This is a genomic window from Cohnella sp. OV330, assembly GCF_900112065.1.
Taxonomy (GTDB): Bacteria; Bacillota; Bacilli; order Paenibacillales; family Paenibacillaceae; genus Cohnella.
The window spans coordinates 616,430-628,527 of sequence record NZ_FOKE01000002.1; the positions used below are offsets into that span (position 1 = coordinate 616,430).

13 protein-coding genes and 1 pseudogene are annotated in these 12,098 nt (G+C 60.2%); all 14 read right to left on the reverse strand.

Annotated features, from left to right (window positions below; translation table 11 throughout):
* Positions 1–59: 59 nt before the first annotated feature.
* Positions 60–986, reverse strand: coding sequence for an AEC family transporter (locus BM235_RS06500; protein WP_090110738.1), 927 nt, complete (start codon positions 984–986; stop codon positions 60–62).
* Positions 983–2,197, reverse strand: a complete 1,215-nt coding sequence (locus BM235_RS06505) for an MFS transporter (protein WP_090111084.1) — start codon at positions 2,195–2,197, stop codon at positions 983–985. The genes BM235_RS06500 and BM235_RS06505 overlap by 4 nt, the downstream gene beginning before the upstream one ends.
* A 91-nt stretch (positions 2,198–2,288) precedes the next feature.
* A complete protein-coding gene (locus BM235_RS06510) occupies positions 2,289–3,248 on the reverse strand; it encodes an alpha/beta fold hydrolase (RefSeq protein ID WP_090110739.1) in 960 nt (319 codons plus the stop codon).
* Between the two features lie 137 nt (positions 3,249–3,385).
* Positions 3,386–3,562 (reverse strand): hypothetical protein, encoded by a 177-nt coding sequence (locus BM235_RS31970; protein ID WP_158543890.1) that lies wholly within the window; start codon positions 3,560–3,562, stop codon positions 3,386–3,388.
* Positions 3,563–3,593: 31 nt separating this feature from the next.
* Positions 3,594–3,710: pseudogene (locus tag BM235_RS06515) on the reverse strand (MgtC/SapB family protein); the annotation flags it as partial.
* 147 nt (positions 3,711–3,857) lie between these two features.
* Positions 3,858–5,492, reverse strand: a complete 1,635-nt coding sequence (gene groL, locus BM235_RS06520; protein WP_090110741.1) for a chaperonin GroEL — start codon at positions 5,490–5,492, stop codon at positions 3,858–3,860.
* A gap of 84 nt (positions 5,493–5,576) precedes the next feature.
* Positions 5,577–5,861, reverse strand: coding sequence for a co-chaperone GroES (gene groES, locus BM235_RS06525; protein WP_090110743.1), 285 nt, complete (start codon positions 5,859–5,861; stop codon positions 5,577–5,579).
* A gap of 242 nt (positions 5,862–6,103) precedes the next feature.
* Entirely contained in the window at positions 6,104–7,381 is a 1,278-nt protein-coding gene (locus BM235_RS06530; RefSeq protein ID WP_090110745.1) for a methyl-accepting chemotaxis protein, read from the reverse strand.
* A gap of 587 nt (positions 7,382–7,968) precedes the next feature.
* Positions 7,969–8,760 carry a twin-arginine translocase subunit TatC gene (tatC, locus tag BM235_RS06535; RefSeq protein WP_255374098.1) on the reverse strand — a complete coding sequence of 264 codons (792 nt, stop codon included), beginning with the start codon at positions 8,758–8,760 and terminating at the stop codon, positions 7,969–7,971.
* 128 nt (positions 8,761–8,888) lie between these two features.
* A complete protein-coding gene (tatA, locus tag BM235_RS06540; protein ID WP_090110747.1) occupies positions 8,889–9,116 on the reverse strand; it encodes a twin-arginine translocase TatA/TatE family subunit in 228 nt (75 codons plus the stop codon).
* A 109-nt stretch (positions 9,117–9,225) separates the two neighbouring features.
* The gene (locus tag BM235_RS06545) at positions 9,226–10,254 is read right to left on the reverse strand and encodes a molybdopterin-binding protein (RefSeq protein WP_090110749.1); all 1,029 of its coding nucleotides are present in this window, start codon (positions 10,252–10,254) and stop codon (positions 9,226–9,228) included.
* Positions 10,254–10,748 carry a MogA/MoaB family molybdenum cofactor biosynthesis protein gene (locus BM235_RS06550; protein WP_090111088.1) on the reverse strand — a complete coding sequence of 165 codons (495 nt, stop codon included), beginning with the start codon at positions 10,746–10,748 and terminating at the stop codon, positions 10,254–10,256. Before BM235_RS06550 ends, BM235_RS06545 begins: the two co-directional genes overlap by 1 nt.
* A gap of 59 nt (positions 10,749–10,807) precedes the next feature.
* Entirely contained in the window at positions 10,808–11,296 is a 489-nt protein-coding gene (gene moaC / locus BM235_RS06555) for a cyclic pyranopterin monophosphate synthase MoaC (protein WP_090110751.1), read from the reverse strand.
* A complete protein-coding gene (locus BM235_RS06560; protein WP_158543889.1) occupies positions 11,296–11,931 on the reverse strand; it encodes a 5-formyltetrahydrofolate cyclo-ligase in 636 nt (211 codons plus the stop codon). The genes moaC and BM235_RS06560 overlap by 1 nt, the downstream gene beginning before the upstream one ends.
* Between the last annotated feature and the right edge of the window lie 167 nt (positions 11,932–12,098).

The following is a 12,098-nucleotide window of genomic DNA, read 5'->3' on the forward strand; positions in this document are numbered from 1 at the left end:
CCCCTGTCCGGCTTGATAACGTCCTGACGCTACCCGCTTGGCAAAAGTTGCAGCGTGCGTTAAACGCCCAGCATCGCGATAACCGCAGCCACCGTCACCGTGCTGACCGCGGTCGAAGCGAACACCGTCTGCGAGGCGAACTCAGGCTCATTGTCGAATTCGACGGCGAGCAGCACGCTGCTGAGCGAGGTCGGCACCGACGACGAGACGATCAGTGCGCTTGCGAGCAAGCCGTGCGCGCCGATCGCTTCGCAAGCGCCCCAAGCGAGCAGCGGACCGGCGGCCAATCTCAGCGCCAGAGACAAGCCGATGTCCGACAGCAGCCTGCGGCTGATGCGCCAAGCCATGCTGCCAAGCTGGACGCCGAGCGTGATCAACGCCGTGCCGATGAAGGCATTAGACAAATAGTCGACGGAGGTCACGACGGAGTCGGGCAGCGGCACCGAGAGGTAGCGCATGAGCAGCGCCACGGGAATGACGTAGATGACCGGCATCGACAAAATCACGCGGCGAATCTGACGCCAATCCGACTTGTGCGCATTGACGCTGTAGACGCCGTATGTATTCGGAATGAGGGACTGCATCATCATGATCAACACCTGTACGGACAGCGTATACGGATTGTTGTGGAAGGCCAGCTGATTAAGCGGGATCCCGTAATTCGCGCTATTGTAGAACAGCACGCTGCACCGCATCGCGCTGCGCATCGACGGATCGTATCCGCGAAGACGGACGACCGCCGAGACGAGCGCGTACTGGAGCAGCATAAAAAGGGCGAAAAACGCCATAACCGTCCCGAATAGGGAAAGCGAGATCGCCGTATTGTACAGCAGCTTGAACATGATCGCCGGAGAAAATAAATAAAAGTTCAGCTTCGAAAGCGTCCGAATGTCCAGTTTAAAGCTGCGTTGAAGCACGATCCCGAGCGCGATCAATATCGAAATCGGAAGCACGTTGTTCACGAGAATATGAAGAAAAACGGTCATGCAGCGCCCTCCCCGGCTGGGCGGGATTCAGGGCGGTCCAAGTGCCGCTTGCGGAAAAGCAGGACGGCGGAGCACAGCAGCATGATGCCGTTCAGCACGAAAACCCAACGGATCGGGATCCAGCCGGAGAGCAAGCCGCCGAGCACCGGTCCGAGCATCGTAGCAAACTGCGTGGACGACTGGCTGAGGCTGAATGCGCGCCCCCGGAACTCCGGCGCCGTCACCCGTACGATCATGGCGTTAAGCGCGGGATAGACGCCCGCGAAGAACAGGCCGTACACGAAGCGAAGCGCGCCGAATTCCGTATAATGCCCGACGAAGTATTGGAGCAGATTGCCGATGCCCCCACCCGCGAGACCGATGACCAATACCTTGATGAAGCCGATTCGCTGGCCGATCTTGCCCCACTGCGGCGCCGCGATGAGCGTCGCTATGCCGACGGCCGAGAAGACGATGCCAGCCTGCAGCGACGCGTCCGACTGCTCCCCGCCGAGCTGCGTCATGTAGATCGTGAGAAGCGGTTCGAGGATCATGACGGAGAAGGTGCTGAGGCCGACGAGCAGGAGCAGCGTGATGAACGTGCGGTTGTGCACCGCCTGCGACAGATCCTCGCGAATGCTCGACCGCTTCGCCGAGCGGTTGAACTTCTCCTCTTTGACGAAAAAGCTCGCGATCAGCGCCGAGATGAACACGACCGCCGCCGAAAATAAAAAAGCCTCCCGGTTGCTCGTCAGATGGCTCACGACGCCTCCGACGAGCGGCCCGATGATGCCGCCGCTTGCGCTTGCCGTCGCCATGACGCCGAGCGCGTATCCCGTTTTTTCCTCCGGCGTGTTCGTCGCGACGAGCGTGATCGAAGCCGGCACGTAGCCTGCTAGCAAGCCTTGGCACACCCGGACCAACAGAAACACGTACGGGTCTTTCACGAAAAAGGTGACCAGGTACAGCGCCGCGAGACAGTAACCCGAGCGGATCAGCATCGGTCTGCGCCCGTATTTGTCGGCCAGCGACCCCCAATACGGGGCGATCAACGCGCTTGCGAGAAAAGTAACGCCGAACGCGAACCCCGACCATTGGTTGACGTGATGCTCCACGCCAAGGTCGTTTTTCAGGAACAAAGGGATGAACGGTATGGCGGCCGAGTAAGCCATGCTGCAAAAAAACACGCCGGTCCAGAGTACGTACAGGTTCCTCTTCCATGAAACGTTCAAAGCCATTCACTTCCTCGGGTGAAATAACAAAAGCAGACCCCCCCGCGCTGGGGGAGTCCGTACGCTAATAAGTATACCACGATCGATCGGATTAGTCCCGCATAAAGAACTGCATCGTCTTGTCCGAAGAGCCCGGCAGGCCTTCGTGACCGAAGTCCGGATAAATGACGAGATCCTTCTTAGCCGTGATCTTGTTGTAGGCGGCGAACTGCGTCGATGGCGGACAGACCGAGTCCATCAGCCCGACGAACATGAGTACTTCGCCTTGAATGCGGTCGGCCAGGTATTGAAGATCGATATAGCCGAGCTTGGTGAATACCTCTTCCTCCCGCTCGTGCGTAGGGTCGAAGCGGCGGAAGTAGTCGCGCAGCTCCTGATAGGCGTCCTTCGCCAGATCCATCTCCCAGACCCGCTTGTAGTCGCAGAGAAAAGGGAAGACCGGTGCAAGCTTGGATATACGCGGTTCAAGCGCCGCGCAAGCGATCGTAAGCGCGCCGCCCTGCGAGCCGCCGGCCGCATAGACCCGGGCAGGGTCGACCTCGGGCAGGCCTAGCGCGATGCCGGCGAGCTGCGCCGTGTCAAGGAAAATATGGCGGAACAGCAGGTTGTCCTGATGATCGTCCAGACCGCGGATAATATGGCCGTTCAGCGTATTGCCCTTCACGCCGCCGACATCCTCGGATTGGCCGCCTTGACCGCGGGCGTCCATCGACAGCACGGAATAGCCGAGCGCGGCGTATGCGAGCTTGTCGTTCCAATCGCCTGCGCTGCCCGAATAGCCGTGGAACTGCACGAGGGCCGGATGCGGCTCCTGCACGTTTTTGGGACGAACGTACTTCGCATGGATGCGTGCGCCTCTGACGCCCGTGAAGTACAAGTCGAAGCACTCTGCCTGCGGCGTCTGGAATTCGCTCGGAACGAGCTCGACCTGCGGATCGGTCGCCTTCAGCTCGGCTAGCGCGCGCTCCCAGTACTCGTCGAAATCGGCCGGGCGCGGGTTGCGTCCCCGGTACTCTTTTAACTGCTCTAAAGGCATGTCAAGTGCAGGCACAACGATCTTCCCCTTTGACGATTGGTATAGCGGGATGGCATTCCCGGCTCCGTCCGTATTGAAGCGTATTCATTGTACCATAGACTGGAAAAACTGTCCCCCTGCATATCTTGCGTATTTTGCGTTCTTTTATGGCTTTATTGCCATTCGATATGGCGTACGTGCCCGAGTCCGTGGAGCGCGGTCAGCAATCGTTCCTTGTCGCAGGAAGCAGGCAGCTTGACGGACAGGTCGACGGCGACCTCGCCTCTGCCGTCACGGTTGGTCTGAATGCCGATCAGAGGCACCTCGAGCTCCTTCAGCCGGCCGAGCAATTGTTGGATCGCGCCGTCATCGTCGATCAGTGCCGACGATAAAGTGCGTCTTAATGCCCGCTTCCTTCATTCTGCTCTTGCGCTCGTAGCCGATGATCGCTCCGCATAACCCCGCGGACGCGATTCGGAGCAGCCATTCCCATTCCATCCGGACCACGCCCCTCTCCAAATAGTTTTTTGGGCGAAATAGGTGCCCATAACCGTTTTATTACCCCTGCTGCCGATATCCCGCAACGCAAAAAGCCGGACTCCGATTGGAGTCCGGCCAGTATTGCTGTATTCGAGGGGGCGTGGATTAGAATCCGCCCATGCCGCCCATATCGCCCATGCCGCCAGGCATGCCGGCAGGCCCTTTGTCCTTCTCGGGCTTGTCGGTGATGACCGCTTCGGTCGTCAGGAACAGGCCGGCGACGGACGCCGCGTTTTGCAGCGCGGAGCGTGTCACCTTCACCGGATCGATGATGCCGGCTTCGAACATGTTGACCCATTCGCCGGTAGCGGCATTGTAGCCGACGCCGACTTCTTCCTTCTTCAGACGCTCGACGATAACGGAGCCCTCTTGGCCGGCGTTAGCAGCGATCGTGCGGATCGGCTCTTCGAGCGAGCGCAAGATGATGTTGACGCCCGTCTTCTCGTCGCCTTCGGCGTTAACGGCCGCAACCGCGTTGTATACGTTAACCAGCGCCGTGCCGCCGCCGGATACGATGCCTTCTTCGACGGCTGCGCGAGTCGCGTTCAGCGCGTCCTCGATGCGGAGCTTGCGCTCCTTCAGCTCGGTCTCGGTAGCAGCGCCGACCTTGATGACGGCTACGCCGCCGGCCAGCTTCGCCAGACGCTCTTGAAGCTTTTCACGGTCGAAGTCGGAGGTCGTCTCTTCGATTTGGGCACGGATTTGGTTGACGCGCGCCTTAATGTCGTTCGAGTCGCCGGCACCGTCGACGATGATCGTGTTTTCCTTGTTGACGCGAATTTGACGGGCGGAGCCCAGTTGGTTCACGTTCGTGGACTTCAGCTCAAGGCCTAGCTCTTCGGTGATCACTTGACCGCCGGTCAGAGCCGCGATGTCTTGCAGCATCGCCTTGCGGCGGTCGCCGAAGCCAGGCGCCTTGACGGCTACGCAAGTGAACGTGCCGCGCAGACGGTTGACGATCAGCGTCGCTTGCGCTTCGCCTTCGACGTCCTCGGCGATGATCAGCAGCTGCTTGCCGGATTGTACGACCTTCTCCAGGACAGGCAGGATCTCTTGGATGTTGGAGATCTTCTTGTCCGTGATGAGGATGTACGGGTTGTCGAGCACGGCTTCCATCTTGTCCGTGTCGGTGATCATGTAAGGGGAGACATAGCCGCGGTCGAACTGCATGCCTTCGACGACGTCCAGCTCGGTCAGGAAGCCCTTGGATTCTTCGACGGTGATGACGCCGTCTTTGCCGACCTTCTCCATCGCTTCGGCGATCAGCTTGCCGACTTCTTCGTCAGCCGCGGAGATCGAAGCGACTTGCGCGATGTCGTTGCTGCCTTCGACTTGCTTGGAGATCGCCTTCAGCTGCTCGACTGCGGCGCGTACGGCCTTGTCGATGCCTTTGCGGACGACCATCGGATTGGCACCGGCGGTCACGTTCTTCAGGCCTTCGCGGATGATGGCTTGCGCCAGAACCGTAGCGGTCGTCGTGCCGTCGCCGGCCACGTCGTTCGTCTTGGTTGCGACTTCCTTGACGAGCTGAGCGCCCGCGTTTTCGAACGCGTCTTCGAGCTCGATCTCCTTGGCGATCGTCACGCCGTCGTTCGTGATCAGCGGGGAGCCGAACTTCTTCTCGAGCACGACGTTGCGGCCCTTCGGTCCGAGCGTTACTTTAACGGCATTGGCCAGTGCGTCCACACCGCGGAGCATTGCGCGGCGCGCGTCTTCGCTAAACTTGATTTCCTTAGCCATTCTTCAATAACCCTCCTCGAAATTGGTTCGCATAATAGGTTAGGTACTGCTTGCGGTTGCTTATGTCAGCGGTTATCCGCCGGCTTAGCCGACGATCGCGTGAATGTCGCTTTCTTTCATAATCAAATACTCTTTGCCTTCGTACTTGATCTCGGTTCCCGCATATTTGGAGAACAGAACGCGATCGCCTACGCTGACTTCCAGCGCGATGCGCGCGCCGTCTTTGCCGACTGCGCCGGCGCCTACCGCGATAATGGTGCCCTCTTGCGGCTTTTCCTTGGCCGTGTCCGGCAGAACGATACCGCTCAGCGTCTTTTCTTCCTTGGCGCTTGCTTCGACAAGCACGCGATCACCCAAAGGTTTGATCATGAAAATAGCCTCCTTTTGTACTCCGTTACGGAGAAGTTTGCGAAGTTTAGCACTCAATCAAGTTAAGTGCTAATAACCACTACCTATAATACTGATTTTGGATAACCATTTCAAGTCCCTTTGCGTTAAAAATATAAAGGCGGATCCGCATCAAGTGCGGACCCGCGCTCATTCGACATCCTTTTATCGTTTCCGCAAAACGCCCCGGACTATACGCCTAGGTCGCGGCATTTAACTTCATCTTACGTTCTGAAGTTCCCGACCAACGTCTTCAAACGGGCTGCCATCGTGCTAAGCCTGTCCGCCGTGCGGGCCATCTCTTCCGTCGAGGACTGCTGCTGCTGGCTCATCGCGGTGACTTGCTCGGTGAAGGATGCGTTTTCCTCAGTGATGCGGGTAATGTCGGTAATCGACTGCTGCACCGACTGGCTGCCCGCCGACATTTGTTCGACCGCTGCGGCGACGTCGCCGATATTGGCGCTCAGCTTGCCGACCTCGCCGACGATCTCTCTGAACGCGGATTCCGCGTGCTGCATGCCGGACACGGCGCCGAACACCTGCTCCGCGCTCTGCTCGAACATCGCGGCCACCTTGGTGATGTCGCCGGACATCGCTTCGAGCGTCGTCGCGATCTGCACGGCGGACTGCTGCGTCTGGTCGGCCAGCTTGCGAATCTCGCCGGCGACGACGGCGAAGCCGCGTCCGTGCTCGCCCGCGCGAGCGGCCTCGATCGCCGCGTTCAAGGCGAGCAGGTTCGTCTGGCTCGAGATCTCCGAAATGTATCCGATGACTTCGATGACTTTCTCGGATTTGTGATTGAGGCCGCGAACCGTCTCCTGCAGCGAGCGGAACGCCGACTCCACCTGCACGACGTCGCGCGAGGCCGACTGAAGCAGGGTTGAACCGCCTTCTGCCCGGTCTCTCGTGAGCTGCGCCGCATCCGACACGCCGGTCGTCGTCGACGCGACCTGCGTCAGCCCGCCGATGGTCTCGGTCATGACGGCCGAGATTTGCTGCGACTGCGACACTTGCGTCTCCGAGCCTGCGGCTACCCGTTCGACCGCTCTGGACACTTCGCTGCTTACTCTCGCGTTTTCGTCCGCGCCCGTTTTCAGCTGGATGGCGGACGCCGCGAGCTCGGCCGTGTTTTCCCGAAGCTCCTTCATCATCTTCTGAAGGCCGTCCAGCATAGCGTTGGCAGCCGTAGCCAGGTCGCCGACCTCATCCTTCGTGTAAACCGGAATCCGCTGGGTGAGGTCGCCGCCCGAACCCGCGATGTTCTTGAGCGTGCCCGTCACGCCTCCGATCGAATGCAGGAGCTTGCGCGAGACGGTCAGCATCGCAAAGCCGCCGCCCACCAGGATAAGCGCGTAAATGACGATTACTTCAACTAATAACGCCGAATGCCCTTTGAACACCGAAGCCGCTGCCAGCAAAATAAACGACAGCACCAACAGAACGACCATCGCGACATAACCGATTAAAAACTTCGTTTGCAAGCTGAGTCCCGAATTGCGCATGCTTTACCCCTCCGAATGAATGTCGCTTGCCCTTTTCTATGTAAGCACTTCCATTTCAAATCACAGACACATTTTAGCACAAGTCCGCACTGGATAATATCGGAATATGTCGAATACATGAAAGGATTTTAATTTTTTGTCGGCAAATTTGAATCGATCGCCCTAAGCGAACGGTTCTCATGCCCTATAAGACGGTTCCTTTCCCGTTTTAACGGTATCCCCTTCGGTCAGGGAAGCCCGCCAAATCGCCTAGGCATAGCCCATTAGGACTCGCGGAGCCGATGAGCGGCGGGGAAGAAACGAGCTGCGGAAGATGCGTGTGTTGCGAAGATGCATGCGTTGCGAGGAACGCCTGACGGGAAAGGGCACTGTACAAAGGCGAGAGATTCGTTCCAGGCGTATACTCGCAGTCGGAGGCTCTCTCCGTGGTTAATGCCTCCAGTTGCCATTTCCTGATCCAAGGGGATATTGTTCAAACGCATGGAGGAAGCCCCGCCGTGCTCGATCGGATATATCAGGAATAAACAAAAAAGCGCCCGCCGCGAAGGCTGAGTCAGCCCTCTCTACGGCAAACGCTTCTATGATCGCTAATCGTCTTCGTCAAATGCGGCTTCCCGTTCGGCCGCGCGCCGCAATCGCTTGCGGTAGGCGCTCGCCGACAGCAGCACGCTTATCTCGTAGAGCAAAATGAGCGGCACCGCTACGAGCAAATCCGAGATAACGTCCGGGGGCGTCACGACGACGCCGACGACGGCCATGACGAACCACGCCAGTTTCCTCAGCTTGCGCAGCAAAGCCGGACTTAAGATTCCGATTCGGGTGAGAAACAAAATGACGATCGGCAGCTCGAACAAGAGCGACATCGGCACCAGGATATTGAATAGGAAGCTGAAGTATTGGTTGGCCCCGTATACTTGCTTCAGCCCCAAGTTTCTCGTGACCTTCTCCGTGAACGAGTACGCCATCGGGAAAATCACGTAATAGGCGAAAGCCAACCCGGCCAAAAACATAAAAAGCGCCCCGGGTATGTAACGCAGCGTCGCGCGCTGTTCCTTTTTCCCGAGCGCGGGCTTCACGAACGCCCACAGCTGGTAAAGCGTAAACGGTATCGCGACGACGAACGAAATGATAAAAGCGAACTTCATATAAAGGCTGATCGCGTCCCACGGCGAGAAGGCGCTAAGGTCGATTTGCCCCGACGGCGCGGCGTCGATGAGATAATCGAACAGCGGCTCCGCGCCGAACAAGCCCCCGACCAGCGCGAGGACCAGCACGATGATGATATAAATAACCCTTTTGCGCAATTCTCCGATATGCTCCATGAGCGGCATTCCGCCCATTTCCAACGTATCGGCCTTTGCGCCCGAGCGCTCCGCCATATGCGACCTCCGCCCCACCGGGCATAAAAAATCAGGACGGCTCCCGAAAATCAAGCCGCCCTCCGTATTCAAGAATTGCGTTCATTCGGGCTACCCGAATTCATGCCGTTCGGGCGATCTGCCGCCCGTTATTCAGGCAGACGGCGTTCGGCCTTGAGCGGCTCCGCTTCCGGAGCGGCTGCGACCTCGCGGCGAGCCGGACGCTCGCTGTCGTCCATCAGATCGTTCGCGCCCTTCTTGAACTCGCGAAGCGTGCGGCCGAAAGCCTTGCCCAGCTCCGGCAGCTTGTTCGGTCCGAACAGCAGCAAGGCGATTAGGATCAGCAGGATCAAGCCTGATGCGCCAATACCTCCCATGGTTATCCCTCCCCTATCGTGGTGTCTTGGAATGCGTGAAAACCGAAAAACGAAATGGCGCATGCTTCAAAACTATACATCGCGCCCGAAATGAATAAGTTCTGGCCGGTCAACGGTGCAGTCCGCCATAGCCCATCGCGGCGATCTCTTGCCTCGTGATCCGCTCTCCCGCCAACACCCTAGGGAGCAGCACGTCGAACGAAGTATACGGATCGTGCATGACGCAGCCCGGCAGCCCGAAGATGGGTACGCCCTCCAAATAGCCGAAGAGCAGCATCGAGCCCGGGAGCATCGGTGTCCCGTAGCTGACGATCTCGGCGCCCGCGTCGGCGATGGCGCCCGGCGTCCGGTCGTCGGGATCGACGGACATTCCGCCGGATACCAGTATCATATCATAACGCCGTTCCAGGAAGTAGTACAAGTGGTTGACAATTGTTTGTCGGTCGTCCGGCGCGAAGCGCTGCTCGGCCAGCTCCGAACCGAACGCCTCCAGCTTCGCCCGGACGGCCGGCCCGAATTTGTCGGCGATGCGCCCCGTGAACACCTCGGTCCCCGTGGATAACAGTCCGGCGCGCATCCGGCGCAGCGGCTTGACGCTAACGGGATCCGCGCCGCCGTGCGCCGACCTGTAGCTCGCCGCGATGTCCTCCGCCGCGGCGATCTTGGCCTCGGGCACGACCAACGGGATCGCCCGGGAAGCGGCGAGCGCCTCTCCGGCCTGCACGAATCGTCCGCCGACGATCGTGGCGAGCGCGATCTCGCCCAACCCGTTGATCCCGTCCACGACCTCGCGCGCGATGACGGCGAGCCCCGGCGCCGCAGCCTTTAGCGTCACTTTCCCCTCATGGGGTTCGCCGTATACGATTCCTTCTCCGCCGAGCGCGGCAGCCAGCCGAAGCGCGGCGTCGTCCTCGTGAAGATCTCCCGGCGCGAGCTCGATCACGTATAAATGCTCCTTGCCGATGTCCTTCAGCTTCGGAATGTCGTCCGCCGTGACGCGGTGCCCCTTGCTGAACAGCCTCCCCTTAAAGGAGCCGGGCAAAATCTGCGTCAGGTCGTGCGCAAGCGTCAGCCCGACGGCTTCCTCGACCTTCACCTCGCGCAGCACGGTCTCATGCGGCTTGGAAGGGTCGCTCATCAGTAATCCCGGTCCTTCCCGATGCCGGAGACGAGCAGCAGGGCGTCGGGCAGCTGATCCATAATCGCCATCAGCATGTCGTTGACGCCCTTCGGGTCGCCCGGCAGATTAACGATCAGCGAGCGTCCGCGAATGGCGATGACGCCGCGGTAGAGCATATAATGCCTGCTTCGCTGCATGACCGCGGCCCGCATCGCTTCGGTCATGCCCGGCACCGTCCGCTCGGACACCATCAGCGTCGCCTCCGGCGTCACGTCTCGCAGTCCGAGACTGGTCCCGCCCGTAGTCAGCACCAGGTCGGCCTGAAAGTAGTCGCACATCTCGATCAAGGCTGCGCGCAGCTCGTCCTGTTCGTCGGGCACGACGCGATAGTCGACGATCTCCCCGCCAAGCTCCTCCTCGACCAGCTCCCGGATTACCTGCGCGCTCGTATCCTCGCGTTCGCCCCGGGAGCCTTTGTCGCTGGCTGTCAGCAGCGCTACTTTCCAAATCATGCCCATCCCCCCGATTCGCGTCTCCTCAAACTTCGCAGGCGGGTTCGGCTCGATACGGCCTAACCTTCCGCCCGGTAATCCCCGCTCTTGCCGCCTGTCTTGCTCAGCAGCAGGGTCGGCCCGATCACCATGTCCTTCTGCAGCGCCTTGCACATATCGTAGACCGTCAGCGCGGCCGCCGACACCGCCGTCAGCGCCTCCATCTCGACGCCGGTCTTGCCCGTCGTCTTGACCTCGGCCGCGATCGTCAGCGTGTCGTCGCCGCTCGCGCCGAACTTCACGTTCACGCCCGTCAGCGGCAGCGGATGGCACATCGGGATCCAATCCGACGTCCGCTTGGCCGCTTGAACGGCCGCGACCTGCGCTACCGCCAGCACGTCGCCCTTCTCCACCGTACGATCCAAAATCCGCGACAACGTCGAAGGCGCCATCTTAATCCGGCTCTCCGCGACGGCCGTACGCGCGGTCACCGCCTTGTCCGATACGTCTACCATGACGGCGCGGCCCTGCTCGTTAAAATGCGTCAATCGTCCTTCGCCGTCGGTCATCAAGGCCCCTCCTCCGCAAACCAAATCAATCCTTCCTCCGTCGCCAAGCCTTGCAGCGCCAGATCGTGCGCCTCCTTCGGGAGGTCTTCGTCGGACAGCTGGAGCGCATAGCCGAAGCCGATCCAGTAGGGAAGTCGCCCAGGACCGATCGCCTCGGCCAAGCGGTCGTAATAACCGCCGCCGTACCCGAGCCGGCCGCCCTGCCGGTCGAAGGCCATGCCCGGGACGAGCACCGCGTCGGGACGTTCGCCCGCGTCAAGCGGTTCCGTGCGTACCGGATCCGGGCTCGGCACGCCGTAGCGCTCCGGACGCCAGTCCGCCGCCGAAGCGACGACCCGCAGCTCCATGCCGCCGCCATCCTCCCGAATGCGGGGAGCGACCGCCCGATGGCCTGCCGCGACGCACCAATCCAGCACGCCGGCCGGATCGGCCTCCGAGCGGAATGCGCCGTACAAGACCACGGTCAGCGGACGCCCCAGCTTCTGGCTGAGCGGCTGCAACGCCTGCGCGACGACGACGTCGCAAAGCCTGCGCGAACGCGCCTCGCGCTCGTCCGGCGTCAGGGCGTCGCGCCGGGCCGCCATCGCTTTGCGCAGCGCCGGCTTCCCCGCGCCGCCCGGCTCCTTTGCACTCATCCGCCATCCCTCGTCCATGCCATTCATATTCATAGATAGCAACAGTGTATCATTTTTCCGTACGGTACGCCAAAGAGCTTTTTCACAGAAAAGGGCGCCCCCTTCCTCCGCCTGCCCTCATTCGCTTTGGACGTTCAAGCGGATTTGCGATAAACTTGATTCAACTA